Here is a 25430-nt window from a genome sequence, read left to right as displayed (position 1 = left end):
CTATCAGCCAAAATTTGCCTCGGCTTCTCTTCACATTGCATTCGAGGAAAAAGAACAATAAAATCCTTGATTTGGCTGTTAATTTGGGGCATTTGGGCAAATCAGGCGCAAGCTCAATCGATTGCTCCAGCAGCGGATGGAACGGGCACAATTGTTACACCTAATGGCTCACAGCTTGACATTACGGGGGGTAAAATTTCGGGGGATAACAAGAATCTATTTCACAGTTTCACTGAGTTTGGATTAAAAACCGATGAAATCGCAAATTTCCTGTCAAATTCTAGTATTCAGAATATTTTAGGACGAGTCACAGGTGGCGATGCATCGATTATTAATGGGCTAATTCAGGTTACTGGAGGGAATTCAAATCTTTTTTTAATGAATCCAGCCGGAATTATTTTCGGTGCTAATGCACAGTTAAATGTTCCCGCCTCTTTTACTGCCACTACTGCTACAAGTATTGGGTTTGGTAATAACAATTGGTTCAAGGCAGATGGAATAAATAATTATACTGCTTTAACAGGAACGCCTGGGAATTTTGCTTTTAATGTCAGCGTTCCTGGAAGCATTATTAATGCTGGTAATTTGGCAGTATCTTCAGGGCAAGATCTTACTTTTGTTGGCGGCAATGTTATTAATACAGGGACGCTAACGGCACAGCAAGGAAAGATATCAATTGTAGCAGTGCCAGGGTCGAGCCAAGTCAAAATTTCGCAGCCAGGACATTTGTTAAGTTTGGAGATTGATTCTGCTGACTTGGAAAAGGCAGGAGAGACGCAGATAACTCCCGCTACCCTGGCTCAATTGCTGACTGGAGAGGGGGGAACGGAGGCGGACGGGGTAACGATTAATAACGACCAATTGGTAGTGACGGATTCTGGGATAAGCGTACCAGTCGCTGGGGGAGTTGAGAATAGTAAACCATTAGTGATCGCTTCTGGTTCCCTAGATGTGTCAGGACAAACGGGCGGTAGCGTTAATATTTTGGGCGATCACGTGGGTGTTATCGGTGCCAATATCAACGCCTCTGGAACAAATGGCGGCGGCACCGTACTGGTTGGCGGTGATTATCAAGGTAAGGGTACGGTGCCGAATGCCTCTGCCACCTTTGTTAGTAGTGACTCGACGATTAATGCTTCAGCGTTGCAAAGTGGTGATGGTGGTCGTGTCATCATTTGGGCAGATAATGGAACGCGGTTTTTTGGCAATATCAGCGCCCGTGGTGGAGTCAATGCTGGCGACGGCGGCTTTGTAGAGGTGTCGGGCAAGGAAAACCTAGAATTTGCTGGAATTGTGGATACTACAGCAACCTCCGGTCAGATGGGAACCCTACTACTCGATCCCAAGAATATTGTGATTAAAGGGGGTGGCCCCGATCCAGTCGCCGGACAAACCTTTGACAATCCTACAGCCACTTCAACGATTAGTGGAGCCAGTTTGTCGGCAGCGCTTAATTTAGCCAGCGTCAGCTTGCAGGCAAATAATGACATCACCATTGACGATAATATTACGGCGACAACGGCAGGAAACGGACTGAGTTTGCAGGCAGGGCGTTCCATTACCCTCAATGCTAATCGCACTATTAGCCTGAATGGCGGCAATTTTAGCGCCAAGATTAACGACGAGAACGCCATCGCGGCTCAACGAGATGCTGGATTCGCCCAGTTTGTGATGAATACCGGCTCTAAAATTTTGACCAACGGTGGAAATGTGACGATTGCGCCTGGGACGTTCGGAGGCAGCGCCATCGGTGAGGTGCGGATATTTGGCGCAACGATTAATTCCGGTTCTGGCAATATTTTGATGGCTGGTAGGGCAAGATCGGTTGGTAGCGACAACATCGGCATCTTTCTAGACCAAGGCAGCATTGTGGAATCGACCGGCGCGGGGACGATTACCCTCAATGGCACTGGCGGTGCTGGGACAAATGATAACCGAGGGATATGGCTTGACGAAGCATCCAGAATCAGTTCGGTTAATGGAAATATCAACTTAACCGGCACAGGTCAAGGAAGTGGAGAAAGTAACCAAGGCATTTACATTTTCGACAACAGCGTGGTGCGTTCGACAGGGACGGGAAATATTACCCTGATAGGCACAGGTTCTACTACTGGAACTCAAACATCCAACGACGGTATCGCTGTAATCGACTTTGGTTTGGTGGAAGCAACGGGGACGGGGAGTATTACCTTAATCGGCACTAGCGGTGTTGGGAGTAAGGATAATAATGGGATAAAAGTCGCCAACGCCAATATCCGGTCGGTGGATGGAGATATTAACCTGGCAGGCACTGGTAACGGCGCTGGAATCAACCACATCGGAGTTATTCTTTTCAATAACGGAGTGGTGCAATCGACTGGGAAAGGCAATATTACGCTGACGGGAATTGGTGCCAATGGTGCAGAAGGAATCCTCTTAGACAAGAACTCTTCAATTAACCCAGCAGGGACAAGCACTGGAAAAGTAACCCTCACCGCTGATGAAATTAGCCTGTTGCCAACTACACAAATTGAGGGGAAGGGCGTTCTTCAGTTGCAACCGCTGAACCCCGGTTTGGGTATTAGCGTCGGCGGCGCTACTATCGACGCTAACTTAAATCTGGACACCGCCGAACTCAAGACGGTGCAAAATGGGTTTTCCCAAATCATCATCGGACGGGACAACAGTAGCGGCGCGATTACCCTGAACCCCCACACCTTTAACGATCCGGTCAAAATTCAGACGCCAGTTGATACAGGTACCATTACCTCAACCCCAACTGGAGCGATCGCAGGTACGGGTGATGCTTCAATTACTTTAGTTGCTAAAACTAACATCACCCTCAATAGCACCCTCTCTTCTACTGGCAGTCTCACCCTAATCAGCGACGAAATTAACCTGTTAGGAGGCGTGAATTCCGTCAGTAGCAACGGCGCGATCGCTTTGCAACCGATTACTCCTGGTCTGAACATTACCATCGGCGGAATTGCCAACGATACCAGTTTGAATCTGGATAATACTGACATCGCTGCCTTGCAAGATGGTTTTAACAAAATCGAGATTGGACTGGTGAACGGCACCGGCACCCTCACCCTCGATAACACCGCCACCTTCAACGATCCTGTAAATCTTGCTGGCGGTTCCACCCTCGTTGGTGCCAACAAAAACAACACCTGGAACATTACTGGTAAGGACGCTGGTAGTATAATCGGCTACCCGAATGGCTTAACCTTCGCCAGTATTGAAAACCTCGTTGGTGGCGCTGATATTGACACCTTTAAGGTAAATAACGGGGGTTTCATCAGCGGCAATATTGATGGAAGTACACCCTTCGACACCCTCGACTATTCTGCCTACACGAATCCCGTCACGGTAACGCTGGGAACCAATAGCCAAGCTACCGCCACCGGGATTGGCGGCACCGTCTTTAACATCGAAAACCTAATTGGTGGGACTTCTGGCAATAACACCTTAAATGGCGCGAACATTGTCAATAACTGGAACATCACTGGTGCTAGTTCCGGGGATGTCAACGGCATCACTTTCAGTGCTTTTCAAAAGCTTATCGGCGCAGGCGATACCGACAACTTCATTCTTGGCACCCTTGGTAGCGACGTTACAATTGACGGCAATTTGGGCACAAATAATCTCATCGGTGCCAATAAAGTTAACACGATTAACATTACGGAGAATAACAGCGGTAATGTTAATAATGATGCGATCGCCTTCAGCAACATCCAAAACCTCACAGGCGGCACCGACACCGATACCTTCAAATTCAGCGAGGGCAAGAGTATCAGTGGGATTATTAATGGTAACGTTGGCTTCGACACGCTAGATTACTCTGCCTACACCAGTCCGCTTACCCTGAATCTGGCGAATTTCCTAAACATCGAAAATAGCATTGGTGGTGCTGCCAACGACACGTTGATTGCGACTAACACCGTCAATAACTGGAATATCACCGGACTCAATGCGGGAGATGTTAACGGCTTTAACTTCTCCAGTTTTGAAAATCTTACCGGCGGCACCGAAACCGACATTTTCACCCTCGGTGCAAATGGCGCTGTTGCCAAAATCGACGGCAATGCTGGCAACAATATCCTAGTCGGTGCTAACACCAACAACACCTGGAACATCACTGGCAACAATTCAGGCAATGTCAATGATGCCAACTCCTTCACTAACATCCAAAACCTCGCCGGTGGAAGCATTGACGACAGCTTCAAATTCACCAACAACGGTTACATCAGCGGCAACATCGACGGCGTTAACACCACCGACACCCTTGACTACTCCGACTACACGAATCCTGTCACTGTAACCCTAGGAACGAACAATCAAATCACCGCCACCGGCGTTGGCGGCACCCTCACCAGCATTGAAAATTTAGTTGGCGGAAGTAGCAATAACACCTTGATTGGCGCGATCGCACTCAACACCTGGAACATCACCGGACTCAATGCGGGAGATGTTAACGGCTTTAACTTCTCCGGTTTTGAAAATCTTACCGGCGGCATCGAAACCGACATTTTCACCCTTGGTGCAAATGGCGTTGTTGCCAAAATCGACGGCAATACGGGCAACAACATCCTAGTCGGTGCTAACACCAACAACACCTGGAACATCACCGGCAATAACTCAGGTAACGTCAATGGTGCCAACTCCTTCACCAACATCCAAAACCTCACGGGTGGCAGCATTGACGACAGCTTCAAATTCACCAACAACGGTTACATCAGCGGCAACATCGACGGCGTTAACACCACCGACACCCTTGACTACTCCGACTACACGAATCCTGTCACTGTAACCCTAGGAACGAACAACCAAATTACCGCCATCGGCGTTGGCGGCATCCTCATTAGCATCGAAAATTTGGTTGGCGGAACTGGCAATAGCACCTTGATTGGCGCAAACACGGCTAACACCTGGAACATCACGGACAATAACAGCGGCGATGTCAATGGCGGCGTCGCCTTCAGTGGCTTCCAAAACCTCACAGGCGGAGGAGATACCGATAACTTTGTCTTCAGCGATGGCAAAAACATTAGTGGCATCATTGATGGCAAGCAAGGCTTCGACACCGTAAATTACTCCGCCTACAACACGCCTGTTACTCTGAATGTGGCAACACTTGCCAACGTCGAAAATAGTATTGGCGGGACGACTGCCGAGGACAACGTGATCGGTAGCAACACTGCTAACAAATGGAACATCGCCGGAGTCAATACCGGAGATGTTAACGGTTTAATCTTCACAAGTTTTGAAACTGTTACAGGGGGTACGGATACCGACACCTTCACCGTCAACGGTGGCAGCGTTTCCAAAATTGACGGAAGTGCGGGAAACAATACTGTCGTCGCTGCCAACACCGTCAATAAATGGAAACTCAATGGCGCTAATAGCGGCGATGTCAACGGTGTCCCCTTCATCAACGTCCAAAACGTGACAGGTGGCACCGACACGGACACCTTTGAACTAAAAGAGGGGGTAGCGATCGCTGGCATTGTTGATGGTAACGCTGGCAACGACACCCTTGATTACTCTACCTACACAGGTGAAGTCACCGTGGATATGGGTGCAAGCAAGGCCACTGGCGTCGCGACTGTCAGCAAGATTGAAAAAGTGGTTGGCGGTACTTCTGGCGATAATACTTTTATTGGCCCTAACACCAAAAACACTTGGAACCTTACCAGTAACGATAGCGGCGATGTGAATGGTGTCACCTTCTCCAACTTCCAAAACCTGACAGGTGGAACTGCCAACGATACCTTTAAATTCAGCGATGCCGTCAATATTACTGGCATCGTTGATGGCGGTGCTGGGTTTGATGACCTCGACTACACTGCCTACACGACTCCATTTGTCGTGGATCTACAGGCGGGTACGGCGACAGGTACAGGCGGTATCAAAAACATTGATCCCCCATTCACGGCAGGCATTGCTACTGACCTGCAAGGCGAAACTTCTCCTCCCATATCGGTAGAGAATCAGGATACTACTCCCGTATTGTGTGTAGATCAAAGCTTAGAAGGACAGATGCCAAAAAGCAAAAATTTGTCACCTTGTCAGTCAGTTTCAAATCGTTCTGTCGTGGAAACAGCACCCCAAAAACCCTAACAACGTAAGTAGTGAGAGTTAAGGGGAATTGGTAATAAGCAGCTTTTTCCCAATTACCAATTCCCCTATCATGGCTGATGATTCTCCCAAATGCTTTTTTTGTAGAGACGCGATTAATCGCGTCTCTACACCTCTGTGCCTCTGTCGTTCGTTTTTCTACAATTTAACCTAGTGACTAAACCAAACTAAGGAACGTGGATTTATGAAGTTCCAATTCCTTGATTAGGGACATTGCAATGCAATGCCCCTACAGAAGATGAGTTTTGTAAGTTATTTAATCCACGACCCTTAATATCAGTCGGAAATTTTAAAAGAATTCCAGAATTTTTGAAATTCTTGCTTACCTTGCTGATAACTTATTGCTTTTTGATCTAATACTGCTTTAATAATTTCTTTGTCTTCATACTGCTTTTTCGCTAATTCAAATTCCAGCTTCTTCATCTGATAATCTTGCCTTTTAACTGTCCCTTCAACGGAAGCAACCCAGTTAGTAAAGCCCAAATTTTGAACTTCCCAATCAGTATTCCCTACCTCAGAGAGAGCTTTTTCTCCTAAAGCAGATTTACTTTTTTCCGTCAAAGTGTGAAAACTATTCAACGCCCCCTTAATTTGTGGAAGAACGCGCATGGAATTTTCCACAGAAAACCTTTCATTCAGGGTATAACTAACAGTTTCATCGGGATGAACAGGTTTAAGCTGCAAATCCGATACTTGGGCAGTGTTGGGACTGGCTTCCACCTTCAAGCCTGTGACAGGTGCTGCCCTAAGTATCCCAGCGATCGCAATAGATAACATAAAACCACCTGTAGCGGCAGCAATTAAAGAAATATTGTCTTTCATATCTCCGCAGAAGTGCTAATTGGTAATGGAGCATTGGTAATGGGTCATTGTATAAAAAAATTTCGATTACCCATTACCGATAAAATATTTGACTCTATTCAGGGGATTTTTGGTTCCAATTTTCTCTCCGCAACCGGGGATTCACAAACTCGCTTAATCCTTCTCCCACCAGAGACAACCCTACCACCATCAGCGTCATCGCTAAGCCAGGGAAAAGCGCTGTCCACCAAATGCCAGTAGGCAGAGCATCTAGCGCCTGACGGAGATCGTAGCCCCATTCTGGAACCTGATCGGCAAGCCCTAACCCCAGAAAACCCAAACTGCCCAAAATCAAAATCGCATCGGCAGCATTCAAGGTGAATAATACAGGCACGCTCTGAATCACATTGAGAAACAGGTAGCGAGAGAGAACCCTCCAAGTGTCCGCCCCCATCGCTTGAGCGGCTTCAATGAACAGTTCTGTTTTAACACTAACCGTATGGTTACGGACGACTCGATAATATTGGGGAATGTAGGAAATGCTGAGCGCGATCGCGGCATTTAACACCCCTCGTCCCACCACAAACGCCAGCGTCACCGACAGCAACAGCCCCGGTAACGTATAAATTGTATCCATCAAAAATAGCAGCACCCGATCCAACCTACCACCCAAATAACCGCTGACTAAACCCAACGGCACCCCGATGACAAGGCTCAACACGGTTGCTAAGATAACCACTTGCAGCGCTGCTTGAGTCCCAAACAGCGTCCGCGAGAAAACATCGTACCCTTGGCGACTGGTACCGAACCAATGACGCCACGAGGGCGGCTCGTGAATGGGATTAGCCAGGGACTCCAAAGGATTTTGCACCCATCCCCAAGCTTGGAATGCGGGAGTCAGGAAGGCTATCAACACGAACATCAAGGTGATAACAATTCCCACCCGCATCATCTGCATGGAGAGACTGGGACGCCCAGATAAACGCAAAAGTCGAGGTAAGGGAAGTTTTGTCGGGGTCATCAATATATCCTGGCGATGATAAATCGCGGCTACGCCAACCCCCCTTCAGAAGAAGGGAACAGAAGTTGTTTCGCTTTTATCAAGCGAAGTCCGGATGCTACGCGGACTTCATTTTAAACCCTTGCCTAGCAGGTTTTGTTGGTATAGCTGCGAATTCTATCCGCCTGATTCCTGAAACCCTTGCTAGACATATTGCTCAATCATTTGGCGGAACTGGCTCTTTTGCTTAACGCCCTTCATCTCACCCACTAATTCTTTGTTTTTGAAGAACTGCACTGTAGGCGTTCCAGTAACACCAGCATTCTCGGCAATGTCTCTATCTTCCGCGATGTCAATTTCTACAAAGTGAATTTTGCCATCAAACTCATCCACCACCTTATTTAAGATCGGCTTAAGCGTATGGCAAGGGCCGCAGTTGGGCGAGACGTATTTGACCATCAGCAGGCGATCGCTATCATGAAATAGCTTCCGCAGCGCATAGCTACCCTCATGCCTTGTCGCTTCAGGGTTAAACGCCTCCTCTGGATTCAGTTCAGCCACTTTATCACCAGGCTCATCTGCTGGTGTATCTGGCTCTTCAGACGTGTGTATCTGCTGACGATACTCGTGGAGCAAACCATTAACAGATAGCCATCGTTCCGCCAACATTGCCGCCATACACCCAGTACCCGCCGCAGTAATCGCCTGACGATACTCATGATCCTGGACATCCCCCGCAGCAAAGACGCCCTCTACACTTGTCTCCACCGAACCAGGCTTCGTGACGATGTAACCAACCTCATCCAATTCCATCTGCCCCTTAAAGAGGGACGTGTTGGGCTGATGACCAACCGCGTAGAACAATCCTTTAACAGGGAGAACACTCTCTTCACCCGTTTGAGTATGTTTGAGCTTAATCCCGGTCATCCGACCATCTTCACCGACAACATCCACGGGCTGAGAGTTCCAGTGAACGGTAATTCTGGGGTTATTCAGAACCCGATCCTGCATCGCTTTACTTGCCCGCATCTTGTCGCCGCGAATCAGCATATGAACGCGATCGCCATATTTAGTCAAGTAAACCGACTCTTCAGCCGCCGAATCACCCCCACCAACCACAGCCAGTTCCGCACCGTGGAAGATCGGTGTCGCACCATCACAAATCGCGCAAGCCGAGATCCCCCGACTCCAAAACTCATGCTCGCTGGGCAGCCCTAACCTTTTCGCCGTCGCCCCAGTAGCAATTACAATACTATGAGTTCTAACTTCCCGTTCCTCAGACCGAACAGTAAAAGGACGCTGACTCAAATCCACCGATATCACATCCTCGGTAACTAACTCAGCTCCCCATCTCTCAGCCTGAGCCTTCATCCTGTCCATCAATTCCGGCCCGGTAATCCCCTCTGGAAACCCAGGAAAGTTCTCCACTTCCGTCGTGGTCATCAGCTGCCCACCAGGTAGCCCCCCAGCTTGAAAGCCTTCAAACACAAAGGGTTTCAGATTTGCCCGTGCCGCATAGATAGCAGCGGTATACCCCGCTGGGCCAGAGCCGATAATCACTAAGTTCTCTACTGTTGGGTTGGTCATAAAGTTATACAAACTCATAACGACTACGTTTAATCTAGTATAGCGGTTTTGGAGAAGGGGGAGGTGATCGCAAGAAATTTTCGCTAGCTTTATATTTTTGCCCGGAAAAGGGAATCATTGAAGGAGGAGTGCTGGCATTAACTAAATTTTGCCTTGCTGCTTCCCAGACGTTCAAAACTCCAGTATCAGGAAGTATTCCCCATGAACGACCAAACATCAGAGTTACTAGAAAAAATTCGCCAGCAATTTGACTTTGGACCTTATCCCCGAATTCCAATAGATAAGTCTCCTAAGGACAACGCTAACTCTCTTTTTATTCATAATCTAGTAACACCTTATTATTTAAGAAATCAAAAAGTTATAGATACTAAAGAAAAATTAATTTTAGATGCAGGTTGTGGTACGGGGTACAAATCCTTAATATTGGCAGAAGCAAATCCAGGCGCAAGAATAGTCGGTATTGATATATCAGAAGAGTCAGTCAAGCTAGCACGCCAACGCCTAAAGCATCATGGATTTGAAAACGCTGAATTTCATGTTCTCTCAATTTATGACTTACCAAATCTAGGGCTTGAATTTGATTATATCAATTGCGATGAACTTCTTTATTTATTTCCTGAACCAGCTCTAGGCTTACAGGCTATGAGATCCGTACTAAAAGCGAAAGGTATTATCCGCAGTAATTTACACAGTTCTCTGCAAAGATTTACCCATTACCGCGTCCAAGAAGTTTTCAAAATGATGGGGCTAATGGATAGTAATCCAGAGGAGATGGAAATAGAAATTGCTGTAGAAACCATGAAGTCTTTAAAAGACGGTGTTGATATAAAAGCTAAAACTTGGAATCCCAGCTATGAAACAGAAGATGGCAAAGAGGGAGTGCTAATGAACTATTTGTTCCAAGGTGATAAAGGTTATACCATCCCTGACTTGTTTGCTGCTCTCAAAGCAGTAGACCTAGAATTTGTCAGTATGGTGAACTGGCGACACTGGGATGTGACGGACTTGTTCAATGAACCAGAAAATTTGCCAGCTTTTTGGGGGATGAGTTTACCAGAAGTTTCCACAGAGGAACGGCTGCATCTTTTTGAACTTATACACCCGGTTCATCGGTTGTTGGACTTCTGGTGTGGTCATCCGGATAACGCAGACTCGTTCACGCCAATCGATGAGTGGGACTTATCTGACTGGCAAGCAGCTCAAGTACATCTACATCCTCAGCTTAGAACCCTTCAGGTTAAAGAAGACCTGCTCAAGTGCCTTGCCGAGCAAAAAGCTTTTGAAATTAGCGGTTATGTCACCCACCCAGCTATGACTCCTGTCCAGATAGACAGTAGTGTACTAATTTGCTTGCTACCCCTGTGGGAAGAACCAAAGCCTGTTAAATTCCTGACGGAACGATGGCTTAAGGTAAAACCCTTGAATCCTGTAACCTTAGAACCTGTGACCTTCCTAGAAGCCCTCAACGAAGTCAAAGAACTTCTCAGCAAGCTAGATTTTTTTCGGTATGTACTTTTGGAGTTGTCTGCTTGAGAGCTTTGCATAACGGCAAGAAAATTTTTTTGGTCGGGGTGATATGAAATTGATCGGAAGTGGGTAAGTTAGATGCAGCAGATACAAGTCAAGCATCCCCCACCCCTAGGAGAAACGCTCATGAAAACCGAACTAAAAGCCAAGTTCCTGCAACACCTCAACCAGAAAAAGCAGGACGAAGGTTTCACCCTGATTGAACTACTTGTCGTTATCATCATCATCGGTATTCTGGCTGCCATTGCTTTACCCTCCTTCCTAAGTCAAGCTAACAAGGGTAAGCAGTCTGAAGCAAAGACCTACATTGGTTCCCTGAATAAAGCTCAGCAAGCTAATTACACAGAGTTTAGCAAATTCGCTGGGGGCACTAATGCTGTTGCAGATTTGGGTATTGGCATTAAAACTAGAACCGCTAACTATGATTACAACTCCACTTTTTCTGGTGTAGGTACGAACGTATTCGCATCTAGTTATTCAAGCAAAGCCCCTTCTGTTACTGCACCTTTGAAAAACTATACTGGTTTGGTGTCGCTGATTCAGTCTGGTAATGGTGAATACACAAGCGTTGCCGTTTTGTGTGAGAGCAAGACAGCGGGTGGATTCAATACAGCGGGAGCTGCTGGAGTTGCCACTGAGGGTAGAAAATGTGATGCTGCTAACCAAATTCAAGTCGGTGGTACACAGTAATTACTACTGCCAACGCAGCTTAGATATCTACAGAACAGAAACTGTAGGGGAAAGTTAACCTGTTGAGTGGGTAGTGTAAGTTCATCTACCCACTCGTCCTAATGTAAATTGGATTTTTAATCAAGCATTTTTAGCTACTACAAAATTTAAATTATTATGACTTTTACGCAAGCATTGAAAAATTCTATAGATTGGCAACAACAAGCCCATCAGTACCTAGTTCAAGGATTATATGGCAAAGCAGCAAACCTTTACGAGGAAGCAATTTCAGTAGAACCTGATGTAAGGTCTTACTACTGGCATTTAGGTTTAATGCTTTTGTTACAAGCCCAAGAAGCTGAGGCTCAGACAACTTGGCTTCTGGGAATGGGAATGGGAGATGAGGGACTAGAAACAATTGATTTGTGGACAGCAGAACTGGTTCAAATTCTGGAAACAGAAGCCGAACGGCGCGAATCTCTTGAAGATTATAAAATTGCCTGGGTTATCCGTCAGCATATCCGGGAAATCGCCCCCAGGAACACTAATAATTTATTGCGTAGTTTTTCACTTTCTATCCAATTAGAAACCTTTACAGGTGAAGATATAACTGAATCAGGAATCATTGAATTATTGAAAGAAAAAAACTCAGATGATATTGATATTAATTTATTGCTAGAAGTCCTCGAAAGTCTTTTAAGTTATGCGTATGCTGAACAAGCAGTTATCAGGTTTGCTGAGGCTTGCATAAACTATACCGCTGAGCCTCAAGCCCTGGTCGATACTGTGATGTATGCTGCTATAAAAATTGCTTACTCTGGTAACAAGCCTCACATAGCATCGCGCTATGCTGAATTATGCCTTGATAAATGTAATAATTTAGCAGAAATTCAGGCGCAATTGACAGTTTTCTATCAAAATTGTTACGAATACGATAAAGGTATAGATACAGCAAAGTCCTGCTATGAATTAGCTGAAGGCTTACATGAAAAAGTTTATAGAAATTACCTAGTAATTAGAGCATTGATGTCTGCATCGGGATATTGGGAAGAATCTTGCTCTATGTTCTACTTGCATAGAGACTTGATGTTTTCCTTAATAGAAGAATGGCCGACTAATATAGGGAAGAACTTTATATCATCTCTTTTTGTCTCACCATTTTTTTCGCCCTACTTCAAAGATGACCTTCCTGATAACCGTTTGATTCAAAATAAGATTGCTCGTCTTTGCTATGAAAATTATCAAAACTCAGTAAAAGAAGAAGCATCGATAGTAGAAAGCAGTCAAAAGACTCTTTATAGTCAAATAGTAATTGAAAAGAAAAAAATTTTAAAAATTGGCTATGTTTCTCAATGCCTAAGAAGACACTCGGTAGGTTGGATATCTCGCTGGCTATTTGAGCATCATGATCGAGAACGTTTTCAAATTCACACTTATCTTGTAGGCTATCTATCTGTTGACGATTTTACCCAGCGTTGGTTTGTGGGCAACAGTGATCGAGCTTACCGCTCTGACGTTCTTGGTCCAGAAGTTCTCAAGCAAATTGACGAGGATGAGTTGGACATTTTAGTGGATCTCGATAGCATTACCTCTGGGCATACATGCGAAATTTTTGCTAAGAAGTCTGCCCCAGTTCAAGTAAGTTGGTTAGGTTGGGATGCTTCGGGACTACCATCAATTGACTACTTTATTGCCGATCCTTATGTTCTCCCTGATTATGCCCAAGAACACTATACAGAAATGATCTGGCGACTACCCAACACTTATGTCGCGGTTGATGGATTTGAAGTAGCTGCGCCTACTCTGCGGCGCGATCAGCTAGATATTCCCAATGATGCTGTTGTGTACTTTGTCGCACAGAAAGGGTATAAACGGAATCCCGATAATGTACGATTACAGATGAAAATTCTCAAAGAGGTACCGAATAGCTATTTTCTAATTAAAGGCCCATCTGATGAAAAATCTTCACGAACTTTTTTTGGAAAGATTGCTCAAGAAGAAGGTGTAAATTGCGAACGCCTAAAATTTATGCCGATTGATATTTCAGAAGAAGTTCATCGAGCTAACCTAGGTATTGCTGATGTGGTACTGGATACTTATCCTTACAACGGTGCTACCACTACCCTAGAAACCCTGTGGATGTGCATTCCCTTGGTTACACGAGTAGGTGAGCAATTTTCGGCTCGTAACAGCTACGGCATGATGATGAATGCAGGTATAACAGAAGGTATCGCTTGGACGGATGAAGAATATATAGAATGGGGAGTTCGCTTAGGGAAGGATGCAGCCTTACGGCAACAAGTTGCTTGGAAACTGAAACAATCGCGGCAAACAGCTCCTTTGTGGAATGCTAAGCAGTTCACCCGCGAAATGGAAAAGGCTTACGAGCAGATGTGGGAAAAGTATACTCAAGGCAATCGTACTTAAGCAAGCAAACCTTGAACATCGCCACTAACGCGATCGCGAATCTTTTCTACAATAGGCAAGGAACCTAATCCTTGCTGTATCAGCCCAGGGAATTGAGCCAAACTCTCAATGATATTGTTAGCAAAATTATAATTTGCATCAGTTCCATATTGCAGCGTCAAATACTCCAATAGTTCCAGAGCATAGTCTGGAAAATTCATTATATCGGCAATGCAAGCTAACTTAAAAATTTGCTTTGGTGTTTTTAAAGGGATACTGATATCCTCTCTAATCAAATCTCGGAAGTAAAACGCATCTGCCCAAAGTAATTGTCCAGCACGAACTCTTGAATGAATAGGCGATCGCGCACGAACACGGTAAGAAGTAGCTAAATCAAATAATGTAAAGCCTTTTTCTCGAAGATACATATCTACATCTGCAAACAAGGGTTGCTTAGCATATAAATGAGAAAATTCAACTTCAATTTGCACAGCCAGAATACTACGTTTTAATATTTCAGACGCTCCTTCTAAAACTTGTAGATCGGCACCCTGAACATCAACCTGGAGAAAATCAATTTCTTTGATTCCCTCCTCTTGACAAAAAATATCTAAAGTTGTAGTTTCAATTTCCATAGTAAAATCTAAATTTACTAATTCTGGAAGTCCGCCAAACCGAGCTAAATAAGGTTCATTGGGTGGATATAACGAACTACACATAGGATGTTTTGTGACATAGAGTGTAGACTCTCCTATAGAATTTCCCAGTGCTAAAGGAATGTGTTTTTCTGTCCAATTTATTTGTCTAGCTTCAAGTTCAGCGTTCGCTTCATCACAAGCATCTATATCTGCATCGAATCCGTATATAGTCAACCGAGGTGCAAATACATCCCAACCAAGGCTAGTATAGTCATCGTGGCTTCCTAATTTACGAGAACCAACATTACATATAGTGATTTGGAGCTGATCCAAGTGACCACTTTTCTTTAAGCTTGAGAGAAAAACTGGCATTTTAAACTCCTCTTTTTCAAGTGTTTAATATTAATTTTCAACTGAGTTCTTATAACTCCTGGTTATGTAACGCAATTATATTCAGTTTACCTTGCATCTCTTCAGCAGAGTTTATGGGAATCAACTGCTGCAAGTAAGGCTGGTATCGAAACAGTTGATAGCCTCTAGATACCAAAAAATCAGCAACTGCTGTATTACTGTCTTTATTTCCAGCAATATTTTCGTAAAGAATGCCAGGGGAAAATTCGTTTAAAATTCTGTTACTCCCCTCTAATACTTGCATCTCATGTCCTTCAGCATCAATTTTTAAGAAATCAACCTGATTGACATTTTCTTGCTCAATGAGATTATCAAGAGAAAAGCAGTCAACTTCTTCAAAAGCACCAGTCTGATTTGCTGTTTCGGCATCGCTAGAAACTATTTCGTTAAGTTCGCTAGCAGCATTTAGAGATAATTGGGCTTTGCCATTGCGATCGCTTGCTGCTCCTGCACAAACTTTAACCCAACTTAAGTTATTGACTTTACAGGTTTCTTGCAAACAACGAACGCAGCCTGAAAAAGGTTCAACAGCTAGTACGCATCCTTCCGATCCCACCTTTAGAGCAGCACTGAAAGTATATACTCCTACATTCGCACCCACATCGATAACCGTCATACCGGGTTTTATCCAGTTTCGCCAAAACTCCATTTCTTTCTCAAACCAGTCTCCTTCCCCAATCAATACGCTGGTTACAATACTGCGTAAACTTGGTTCAACTGCTAATAGTAATGTACCTTCAAAAGGTACATAAGTTAGTAAACTGTCAGCTTCTTTATTAGTCCATTTCCACTCTACAGAATCTGGGTTTTTCTTGCTGATATTTTGCCCAATTTTTAGCCATAAACTAGCAGACTCTATCTGTTGCATATCTCGATAAGCTAAGTGTAGCGCTTGCAGAATAATTGCCGAATTTGCTGCTTTTTGCCTAGCGCGGTTTAAGTACAAAAGTCCTTCCCATTGATTATTCATCAAACTAGAGATCCCCAGCTTTAGATTAAGTGCAAGGGAATCGGGTGACAGTTGAGCAGCTAAATTTAATAATCGTAGTCCTGTTTTATTGTAAAAAACGAGAGTTGCCCAACACAAAATTTCACTGAACAATAACAGGGATTGAGAATAGCCATCTTCAATTTGCAGAATTTGAGCTAGTTTCTCATACTGGAAATCTGTTAAGCTGGTAGGAGTACGAGGTAGATATACTATACCTAGAGCAATTGGTTTATCATTAATATAAGCAGGCTGGAGGGTAGCAACAAAGGTAGAGAAAGCTGTCTGCATCGCTTGTTCGCTTTCTCCAATCATGGCTAGGACTAGAGCCAGATGAGCTGTGCAGAGTGGATTACCATCCAACTCCGCCCCCCTATTTAATGCCTCTAAAGCCATCTCAACATAAAGCGTTCGCACAGATGGCTCGTGAGACTGTTCTGCCTCAATGAGTGCCACTACTGCAATATTATTTAAATCTAAGGCAGATGTGGGGTCATCCCAGGAAGTACCATCAAGAATGGTGGTTATACGCGATCGCACATTTGAATCGAGGCGAATACAAGCCTTTTCGAGATATTCCCAATATGCATCAGCAGAAGCAAAAGAAGTTTCCATACTCTAACTCAGTTTTTATCATTACTTATCAAAGCTAGACTATCATCATCTTAAACTAATATATTTATAACAAATATCATATTTATTACAAAAAAATAATAAATCTTATTATAGTATTTGCACAGCTACAAACGATAAACAACAAATTTTTAAAAGGTCAGTTATATTTTCCACTTTTAAGCAGGTGATGTAAATGCTTTCTCGATTTCGTCAAAGCTTCAGCCAACTGGTAGGTGCGTCCTTCTTAGCACTGCTGTGCGTTTTGGCAATTGGGGTATTACAGATACCTCAATTAAATAAACTAAGTTCAAAAGCAAAAATTGCCTCAGCAGAAGAAATAGAAAAAGAAGTAGAAGCAGAAAAGATCCGCCTCAATCTGCTTCAGAAATTTCCGAACTTTGGATTTGACAATCTTTTTGCAGGCTGGGTGTTTCTTAGCTTTGCTCAGTATTTTGGTGATGATGAAGTTCGGAAAGTTACAGGCTATACCCTCAGCCCGAATTACTTTGAAATAATAGTAGACCGTGATCCTAGGTTTAGAGAAGCGTATCTTTTTCTTTCTGCTAGTAGTTCTTTATACGCAGCGATGCCAGAACGATCTGTTGCTTTGATGGAAAAAGGACTAAAGTCGCTTACGCCTCAAGTTCCACCCAGGTCTTATTATGTTTGGCGCTATAAAGGTATTGATGAATTATTGTTTTTAGGAAATCCTCAAGCGGCAAGGCAATCTTTTGAGAAGGCAGCGGAGTGGGCAAGTACTTATTCCGATTCCGAAAGCAAAATAGTAGTAGAAATTTCTCGCCAAACATCTGAGTTTATAACCCGCAATCCTAATAGCCAAAAGGCTCAAGTAGCTGGCTGGACAATGGTTTTACAGAATGCGGTTGATGACCGGACGCGCAAGAAAGCCATTAGTCGCATTGAGGAACTCGGCGGCAAAGTCATTATTACGCCGGAAGGACAGGTTAAAGTTCAGTTGCCGGAGAGAGATTAAGGCGATCACGCGGCAGATTTTACGGGAAGAGGCGAGATCGCGTCCCTATCCATTACTTCAGCTTTTGGAGCCAAAAACAAAACTGCCCCACAGCAAGACTGCTGTAGAGCAAGAGGACAGTTAAACGCTTACTCTAGTTTCCAGAAATCTAGCACCTATCGACTCGCCCTGTGTGACGGTATTTACAGTGTCCATTGAGAGAAAATAAAGGTGCGATAGGCTGCAATGTATGTTATTGCACCTTTTAAAGTCAAAACAGAAGCTGATGGTGCTGTTGGTTAAGAAGATGGATTCAGGATCAAACGATTTATTATCAAGCCTAAACCAAACCCACTCAACGATACGATAAGGAGAATCCAAAAAGCTTGCACTGCATTGAATTTAGAAGTTTGAAGGTCGAGCCTAGCTAGGGCACCTGCTGAGAGTAAAACAAAAATATTGGAGAAAACATTAATCCAGCTGAGGATGAACACTCCAGCCAACGCTCCGGCTATGACTGAAATAAACGCTCTGGTATCCGAATTCATCCAACGGGCAAAAAAGATTCTTAAAAGCCTGATAGGAGCGGTTAAAAACAAGGATATCAAGAAAACTAAGGCTGTCTCTAATAGCAAAATCTCCGTGGTATATGTAGAGGAAAACAACCAGCCGTATACACCATAAGTACCCAGAAGCAGCGCCAGGGTAGTTCTAGGCAATCTCTTCAGGAAAGACATTCCATTAATTGCGCTCCCTTTGGCGTAAACATCCCGTATCACGAGTGTACACTGCGCTAGCAAACTATTGGTCTTTTTTTCAGCTTTTATCCAGGCTGGGGAGATTCTTCGTCTTTTGGGCGATCGCTCCAGGCACTCCTGCTTTGCCTGCAACTTTGCCCTACGCATTTGTGAGCTATCATCATCTGTGATTGTAATCACAGATGATGATGATCGATATCGTTCTCCCTTTTTGGCTGAGTGGTCATACTAAGAGACGACTGAACTCTAGCCGAGTCATCAATAGGGAACACACGACGAGCCGACAGATTCTGTAGAGAGACTGTCGGTTTTTTGTTGCTATAAGCATAAAGACAACAAGTGAAGAAGAATCCTTCTTCTTCACCTGCGATCGCATGTTCTAGTCGATAGCGATAGAATCAGGACATGGATTGAATGATGTAGTCGAAATAAGGAGCCGCGGCTATTGCATCATCCTCGCTGAGTAAGTCGAGGGAGGCTTTTTTCAAGCAACGGATGGATTCAACCATGCCTGGGACAGGAACGCCGAGGGAGTTATACATTTCCCGCACGCCAATCAAACCAATTTTTTCAATCGGTTCCTTGTCACCGGAAAGAACTCCGTAGGTAATTAGACGCAAGTACCAGCCGTAATCCCGCAGGCATAGCGCCCGTTGCCGCTCTCCGTACGCATTCCCCCCTGGCGCGATGAAGTCAGGGCGTTTTTGCCAGAGCTGCTTACTGGATTCTTGAACAATTTTTTTCTCATTTTCAGCCAGCGTGTTGGCGATACGCACCCGCTGTTCGCCAGTTTGCAAAAAATCTTTGATGCTGTTGAGTTCGCCACTACTGGGGTAACGAAGTTCGTCGTCTGCTTTGAGAATAACTTGGCTAACTACACTCATGATTATCGGGATGATTCAGAATATCATTCGTAGTTTAACGAGTCGGTGGGACACAAATAAAGAGACAGAGATAATATGTCACTAACAAAATCACTAAAGACAGGTTCTAACGAGGCGGGTGAAGACCTTTGGCAACAAGGTCAACGGGTGGAAGTAATCATCAGCGATCTCAGTGACAGCGGTGACGGGGTGGGTCGTTTGGGGGGTCGGGTGATTTTTGTCCCGGATACAGTTCCGGGCGATCGCGTTCGCGTGCGCTTAGTGCGAGTCAAACCTCAATATGCCCACGGCAAATTGGATGAGATATTGGAAGCATCTAGCGATCGCATCCGTCCATCCTGCATCGTGGCAGATAAGTGTGGGGGCTGTCAGTGGCAGCATATTGACTACCAGCACCAGCTAGAAGCCAAGAGAAATCAGGTAATCCAAGCCTTAGAACGCATTGGCGGGATCGCTCAGCCAACCGTCGATCCCGTCCTGGCAGTTGCCGATTCTTTGGGCTATCGCAACAAAGCCACCTATCCGGTAAAACGGTCATCCACTGGTCAAGTACAAGCAGGTTACTACCAAAAAGGCAGCCACCACCTGATTAATTTGAATCAATGCCCGGTTCAAGACTCGCGTCTGAATCCCTTGCTGGCAGAAGTCAAGCAAGACATCCAGGAGCGGGGTTGGGGAATTTACGACGAAAAACTTCACCGAGGGAAAATCCGTCACCTAGGGCTGCGGATTGGGCGACGCACGGGCGAAATGTTGCTAACCTTGGTCGTCAAAGATTGGAATCTCGCCGGGATCGATGTCCAAGCTCAGAAGTGGTTAACTCGGTACCCCCAGCTAGTAGGCGTCTCGCTGAACTGCAATCCCGATCGCACGAATGCAATTTTTGGCAGGGAAACCCGCTGTATCGCCGGACAACCTTACTTGCGTGAGGAATTTGCCGGTTTACAGTTCCAAGTACGTCCTGACACCTTTTTTCAAGTTTATACAGAGCAAGCTGAAGCGCTGTTACAAGCGATCGCTGATGAACTGGATCTGCAAGGCAATGAGGTGCTAGTAGATGCCTACTGCGGCATTGGCACGTTAACCTTGCCATTAGCCCAGAAGGTAAAGCAGGCGATTGGTTTGGAGATGCAGCCAGAAGCAGTAGAGCAAGCGACTCTCAATGCCCAATTGAATCACATCACAAATGTAAAGTTTTATGAAGGGACGGTGGAGACGTTGCTGCCCACGCTGGAAGTGAAGCCAGATATTGTATTGCTCGATCCCCCACGTCAAGGATGCGTTAGCCCAGGACATCCCAAGGGCGGTCGTGATGTCTTAGAAACCCTCTTAGAAATTCAGCCGAGTCGGATTGTCTACGTCAGCTGTAAACCCGCTACCCTAGCCCGCGATCTCAAATTATTGTGCCAATCGGGCGGCTATAAGTTAACCCGCGTACAACCCGCTGATTTCTTCCCCCAAACGTCTCACGTTGAATGTGCTGCCGTTCTTGTGCGCCAATAACAGCCTTTTGTAGCGTACTTGACTAAGCGTTGGGGTGGCTTTTTTAGAAGATTTTGTTACAATGAAGAAAGTGGTTTGCCCGACAAATTTCGGGATAAAAAGCACTCCTCTAGAGGTCAGAAGTTAGCAAATTATTCGTATCCGTCAGAAAGCTAGCAATTTGCCAAGTAATCTAACGGAAAAATGCAGTTGGTATCTCTCGATTAAAAAAAGAGAATACCGGACAAATACGCAATGATTAATGCTTAGCGATAGGTGTATTTAAACCTGGACATTATCTCGAATCTACCTGTGATTCCCCTAATTGTACGCACCTGAATTGTACGCAAGAGATGTTGTACGCACAAGATGAGTCCAAAACTACTCGTATCAAAGCTGTATAGCGCTACGCGCATACCCTTCGGCATCTGACTGTTAATTCTATTGAATGAAAGTCTAGAGGTTTTTTGAGTGATTGCTATCTCACAGCGTCCGGTAAGGCGAACTTGGGGCACAATAAGCTTCGCTTCTACCCTCTACCTTTGTCCCGTCCTGGATCTTCTGTTAGCTCAGATTCCATCCCGGTGGCAAGCAGAAATTCGGCTAGGGCTGCAAGAGGCGCTAGTCAATGCAGCAAAACACGGCAATAAGCTAGATCCCGGAAAGACCGTGTCCGTCCGCTTTTCAATGGTAGAAGGACAATACTGGTGGGTGATTTCAGACGAAGGGACAGGCTTTTCTCCCCCCTGTGATTGCCATTCTGACCCAGAACAACATCTCCCTGACGATGAAGCAGAAAGCGGCAGAGGGATGTGTATCCTCCACCAAATCTTCGATCAAGTCCACTGGAACCACCAGGGAACAGAACTTAGACTCTGCAAGCAAGTCAAAAATCGCTTCCGGCAACCCCTGCTTTTCTAACGTCCGGCTTTTCTAACGGCTGTGTCCATGAGTTGGGCAAGGCGGTGCTGAGATAGATTTGTCCAGCCAGCCGGAAGCCTGCTGAAAGCGCACCAAAGCTTCTTCCGGTTGATCTTTCAGGAGAAATACCAGTGCGGCGACGGCTTGTTCGCCAGCGCGAACTTTGCGGTTAGACTTGAGCCGATGCCAATCATTGGGGTGAATACTCAAGCGTTCTGCCAGAGCCTGAGCCAGTTCCAAGGTACTCAGGTCATTCAAGGCAGAGGTTTTAGAAAGCTGGGTCGGTTGAGACATACTGAAGATAGACTCGCATTTATCCCTACTCTACTGTATGCCGCGCCGTCCCAAAGGATCAGATCCATCGCCCCCACTTGGGGATCAAGAGCAATTTGAGCGATCGCTCTTGGAAGTTGAGACTTCGCTTGCCGATCTCAAAGAACGCTATGCCCAAGTGCAACAAGACCAGCAACGGCAAGCAGAACTCCAGCAGCGATTAGACGAGATAAAAAAGGAACAAAGGCTTTCTCAGCAGCGACAACTGCAAGTCGAGCTGCGGCGCATCAAAGAAGAGCTGGATACTATAGAACTTAACTTAGAAAGTCGTCTATTTTCTTGGGACAGTTTAAAGGAACCTTTTTGGCAAGCTGTCCGCTTTGCAGGGCTTGGCATTGTTGTAGGCTGGATCTTGAAGTCCTGCGCTGGGTAGGGGTTAGCAGGTTGAAAAGGTGGCAAGTTGAAGGGTGGCAAGTTGAAAGTTAAACCTTCAACCTTCAATTTTCAACTCTTTAACTATCGAAAACCTTCACTTAGCAGATAACAACAGATAACAACATGGTGACTCGACGGATTGCAGACATATTGCGAAATGGTCAGCCAGATGAGCCGCTGACGATCAAAGGCTGGGTACGAACGAAGCGAGAATTGAAAGAATGTGCCTTTGTTGAAGTCAACGATGGCTCATCAATGGCGAACCTCCAAGTTGTACTCAATCCGGATTTATCAGATTATGGAAACATCATTAAACAGCTGAACACGGGTGCTTCTGTAGAAGTTGCAGGTGTGCTGGTAGAGTCTCCAGCAAAAGGACAGCGGATTGAGCTGAAGGCAGAAACGGTGAAAGTTTACGGGGAAGCCGATCCCGAAACTTATCCGCTGCAAAAGAAACGTCACTCATTTGAGTTTTTGCGAACAATTGGACATTTGCGATCGCGCACTAATTCCTTTGGTGCCGTCTTCCGCGTCCGCAATGCCTGTTCCTATGCAATTCACCAATTCTTTCAAGAGCGAGGATTCCTCTGGGTTCATACCCCGATTATCAGCGCTAGCGACTGTGAAGGGGCGGGAGAGATGTTTACCGTCACCAACCTCAACCTGAAGGATATCCCCCGCACAAACGCTCAGGAGATTGATTACAGCAAAGACTTTTTTGGACGCCCTGCCTATCTCACCGTCAGCGGACAACTGGAAGCGGAAGTCATGGCAATGGCATTCAGCAATGTTTATACTTTTGGCCCCACCTTCCGAGCAGAAAATTCCAATACTTCTCGCCACTTGGCAGAATTTTGGATGGTAGAACCAGAAATGGCTTTCTGCGATTTAGAAGGCAATATGGACTTAGCCGAAGCCTTCCTGAAGCACGTTTTCAAGTATGTGCTGGATACGTGTCCTGAAGATATGGAGTTTTTTAACCAGCGAATTGATAATTCCGTTCTTGCTACAGCGGACAATATCATTAACAACGAGTTTGAACGGTTGACTTACACGGATGCGATCGCGCTTTTGGAAAAAGCCGATAAAAAATTCGAGTATCCCGTCAAATGGGGCTTGGATTTGCAGTCAGAACACGAACGCTATTTAGCTGAAGAAGTCTTTAAAAAACCTGTCATCCTCACCGACTACCCAGTAGAAATTAAAGCCTTCTATATGCGTTTGAGCGACGATGAAAAAACCGTCCGCGCAATGGATATTCTCGCTCCTAAAATTGGCGAAATTATTGGAGGATCGCAGCGCGAAGAACGCCTGGATGTGCTAGAACGACGCATTCAAGCTCAAGGGCTAAATCCAGCGGATTATTGGTGGTATCTCGATTTACGTCGCTATGGCACCGTTCCTCACGCTGGCTTCGGCTTAGGCTTTGAACGCTTAGTGCAATTTATGACGGGAATGGGCAATATTCGAGATGTGATCCCCTTCCCTCGTGCACCATTGACTGTGGATTTTTAAGTTCAGTAGGGTGGGCATTGCCCACCCTACTGAAAGCCCAAAAAGCACACGGGCAGAGTATGAAATCTGACAAATATAATTAATTAGCCGACTTGACGCGACGGCGGCTGCGACTTAGTAAGGCAAGCGCACCGAAACCGAGCAAAGAGCCAACAGTACCAGGCTCAGGGACGGAAGTGGCAGCAAGACCGACAATATTGCCGCTCCCGCTACTGAAACTGCCCAGCGTCGTAGCAGCACCCGTGCCCAAGTTGATGCTGTAAATGCTCGACCCAGAAGCTGCGAAGGCATCATTGACGATGGTACCTCCCTTTTTAGTCGTTACAATGTCAAAGCCTCCAGTTTCGCCGAAATCAACACCTAGGGAGCCTATCGTGTTCAGGATGCCAGCATTGGGCGGGTTCTGCTGAACCAATGTGTCGAGAGCAAAGTCAATTCCGTATAGTGCGGTTGTAGTTGTCCCAGCAAACGAATTAGTGTAGGCAGCAGCGGTAATATTGGGGTTAGCTCCGAAGTTGGGATCGCCAGCCGCATAGGCTAAGGTTCCATCAGTAATCACTGCACCAGTCTCTACGTTGATGCGAAGGTTTTGGTCATTGCTACCGACAAGCCGCAGGCGGTCAGGTACTGGGTTGAAGTCAAATCCTGACGTGACTCCTCCAGAGAAGGTAGTGCTGAGGTTACTTACCAAAGTCGCAGCACCTGTGGTGGTGTCAATGGTATAAATACCGTTCTTGTCTGTGACACCGTAGAGGAGACCATCGGCTGGTCGAAAGTCAATACCTAGCAAAGTCCCATCAACCCCTGCAATCTTTACTGTGCTAGAAATCTTGGAAAGTTTGCGGTTAAAGAAAACCAGGCTGTTATCGTCGTTCAGACCAATCAGCTTGATGGTAGCTGCATCTACAGATTTGGCAACGCCGAGCAGATCGAACGTCGTAATTACGGCTAATGCAGCGATCGCTGTACCAAGCTTAACTAGTTTCATGGGTAGTTCTCCGACTGCTAATTTTTTCTAGTTTTGTCAGCCAAGCTCAACAAGTAACTAAAACTACGCGAATATGCTTAGTTTTAACGGTGATTGACAATGACTGTGTACTGTACGGAGGAACTATCACTACGGTTTTCGGTCAGAGTCTATCTTTACAAATTCTTTAATTAGCAGCCTCTTTTCTTTCAAAAGATGAAGCTTTGATGAAGTTTTGCTGAAATGCTTGTTTAAACTACGCACGGTAAAACTACAGAAAACAGAAATTTTCGATTTGTGTTTTAAGGCAGTGTGGGATTAGTTACAAAGCTTTTCAAAACCAATACTCAGAACCCATATTCCGCAGGTTTTGGCATGGAGTTATTGTATTTTTGATGCATGAGTGCATCTGAGATTAGAGTACAAGATATTGACCACAGTGGGATTGTGGCAGGGGTCA

The 25430-nt window shown here is 45.3% G+C and carries 18 protein-coding genes; 9 read left to right on the top strand and 9 right to left on the bottom strand.

What is annotated here, in order from left to right; all coding sequences use genetic code 11:
• Nucleotides 1-66 precede the first annotated feature (66 nt).
• On the top strand, nt 67-6102 hold the full coding sequence (locus tag H6H02_RS23385; RefSeq protein WP_190822315.1) for a filamentous hemagglutinin N-terminal domain-containing protein: 6036 nt from the start codon (nt 67-69) through the stop codon (nt 6100-6102).
• A gap of 294 nt (nt 6103-6396) precedes the next feature.
• Here the strand turns inward: H6H02_RS23385 and H6H02_RS23380 are convergent, their stop codons facing one another.
• The 3 genes from H6H02_RS23380 to trxB form a co-directional block, all read right to left on the bottom strand.
• Nucleotides 6397-6942 carry a hypothetical protein gene (locus H6H02_RS23380; RefSeq protein ID WP_190822313.1) on the bottom strand — a complete coding sequence of 182 codons (546 nt, stop codon included), beginning with the start codon at nt 6940-6942 and terminating at the stop codon, nt 6397-6399.
• A 94-nt stretch (nt 6943-7036) separates the two neighbouring features.
• A complete protein-coding gene (locus H6H02_RS23375; RefSeq protein ID WP_190536181.1) occupies nt 7037-7942 on the bottom strand; it encodes an ABC transporter permease in 906 nt (301 codons plus the stop codon).
• Between the two features lie 183 nt (nt 7943-8125).
• The gene (gene trxB, locus H6H02_RS23370) at nt 8126-9526 is read right to left on the bottom strand and encodes a thioredoxin-disulfide reductase (protein WP_190822311.1); all 1401 of its coding nucleotides are present in this window, start codon (nt 9524-9526) and stop codon (nt 8126-8128) included.
• Between the two features lie 183 nt (nt 9527-9709).
• Here trxB and H6H02_RS23365 point away from each other — a divergent pair, with 183 nt between their 5' ends.
• From H6H02_RS23365 to H6H02_RS23355, 3 genes are all read left to right on the top strand, one after another.
• A complete protein-coding gene (locus tag H6H02_RS23365; RefSeq protein ID WP_190822309.1) occupies nt 9710-11041 on the top strand; it encodes a class I SAM-dependent methyltransferase in 1332 nt (443 codons plus the stop codon).
• 120 nt (nt 11042-11161) lie between these two features.
• Nucleotides 11162-11725 (top strand): type IV pilin-like G/H family protein, encoded by a 564-nt coding sequence (locus H6H02_RS23360; protein WP_190822307.1) that lies wholly within the window; start codon nt 11162-11164, stop codon nt 11723-11725.
• Between the two features lie 156 nt (nt 11726-11881).
• Complete coding sequence (locus tag H6H02_RS23355; RefSeq protein ID WP_190822305.1) at nt 11882-14131, top strand: O-linked N-acetylglucosamine transferase, SPINDLY family protein; 2250 nt, start codon at nt 11882-11884, stop codon at nt 14129-14131.
• Here the strand turns inward: H6H02_RS23355 and H6H02_RS23350 are convergent.
• Both H6H02_RS23350 and H6H02_RS23345 read right to left on the bottom strand, forming a co-directional pair.
• Complete coding sequence (locus H6H02_RS23350; protein ID WP_190822303.1) at nt 14128-15120, bottom strand: FkbM family methyltransferase; 993 nt, start codon at nt 15118-15120, stop codon at nt 14128-14130. The genes H6H02_RS23355 and H6H02_RS23350 overlap by 4 nt on opposite strands.
• 49 nt (nt 15121-15169) lie before the next feature.
• Complete coding sequence (locus H6H02_RS23345) at nt 15170-16762, bottom strand: FkbM family methyltransferase (RefSeq protein WP_190822301.1); 1593 nt, start codon at nt 16760-16762, stop codon at nt 15170-15172.
• A gap of 193 nt (nt 16763-16955) precedes the next feature.
• On the opposite strand from H6H02_RS23345, the gene H6H02_RS23340 reads away from it, so the two are divergent.
• Nucleotides 16956-17756 carry a hypothetical protein gene (locus tag H6H02_RS23340; RefSeq protein WP_190822299.1) on the top strand — a complete coding sequence of 267 codons (801 nt, stop codon included), beginning with the start codon at nt 16956-16958 and terminating at the stop codon, nt 17754-17756.
• A gap of 278 nt (nt 17757-18034) precedes the next feature.
• Here the strand turns inward: H6H02_RS23340 and H6H02_RS23335 are convergent, their stop codons facing one another.
• Both H6H02_RS23335 and apcD read right to left on the bottom strand, forming a co-directional pair.
• The gene (locus H6H02_RS23335; protein WP_242040844.1) at nt 18035-18673 is read right to left on the bottom strand and encodes a hypothetical protein; all 639 of its coding nucleotides are present in this window, start codon (nt 18671-18673) and stop codon (nt 18035-18037) included.
• A gap of 218 nt (nt 18674-18891) precedes the next feature.
• Entirely contained in the window at nt 18892-19377 is a 486-nt protein-coding gene (apcD, locus tag H6H02_RS23330) for an allophycocyanin subunit alpha-B (protein ID WP_190822297.1), read from the bottom strand.
• Between the two features lie 75 nt (nt 19378-19452).
• Between apcD and rlmD the strand changes: the two genes are divergently transcribed.
• The gene (gene rlmD / locus H6H02_RS23325) at nt 19453-20880 is read left to right on the top strand and encodes a 23S rRNA (uracil(1939)-C(5))-methyltransferase RlmD (protein ID WP_190822295.1); all 1428 of its coding nucleotides are present in this window, start codon (nt 19453-19455) and stop codon (nt 20878-20880) included.
• A gap of 450 nt (nt 20881-21330) precedes the next feature.
• Entirely contained in the window at nt 21331-21780 is a 450-nt protein-coding gene (locus H6H02_RS23320) for an ATP-binding protein (protein WP_190822293.1), read from the top strand.
• Nucleotides 21781-21792: 12 nt separating this feature from the next.
• On the opposite strand, the gene H6H02_RS23315 is transcribed toward H6H02_RS23320, so the two are convergent.
• Nucleotides 21793-22074, bottom strand: a complete 282-nt coding sequence (locus H6H02_RS23315; protein WP_190822291.1) for a DUF6439 family protein — start codon at nt 22072-22074, stop codon at nt 21793-21795.
• A gap of 37 nt (nt 22075-22111) precedes the next feature.
• Between H6H02_RS23315 and H6H02_RS23310 the strand changes: the two genes are divergently transcribed.
• Nucleotides 22112-22486 carry a DUF2203 domain-containing protein gene (locus tag H6H02_RS23310; RefSeq protein WP_190822289.1) on the top strand — a complete coding sequence of 125 codons (375 nt, stop codon included), beginning with the start codon at nt 22112-22114 and terminating at the stop codon, nt 22484-22486.
• A 125-nt stretch (nt 22487-22611) separates the two neighbouring features.
• On the top strand, nt 22612-24003 hold the full coding sequence (gene asnS / locus H6H02_RS23305) for an asparagine--tRNA ligase (protein WP_190822287.1): 1392 nt from the start codon (nt 22612-22614) through the stop codon (nt 24001-24003).
• Nucleotides 24004-24082: 79 nt separating this feature from the next.
• Here the strand turns inward: asnS and H6H02_RS23300 are convergent, their stop codons facing one another.
• Nucleotides 24083-24991 carry a DUF4394 domain-containing protein gene (locus tag H6H02_RS23300; protein WP_190822285.1) on the bottom strand — a complete coding sequence of 303 codons (909 nt, stop codon included), beginning with the start codon at nt 24989-24991 and terminating at the stop codon, nt 24083-24085.
• Nucleotides 24992-25430 lie beyond the last annotated feature (439 nt).

This window comes from Coleofasciculus sp. FACHB-1120, from assembly GCF_014698845.1.
Taxonomy (GTDB): domain Bacteria; phylum Cyanobacteriota; class Cyanobacteriia; order Cyanobacteriales; family FACHB-T130; genus FACHB-T130.
The sequence above is the reverse complement of the archived record's forward strand: the minus strand, read 5'-3'. Positions and strand labels throughout refer to the sequence as shown.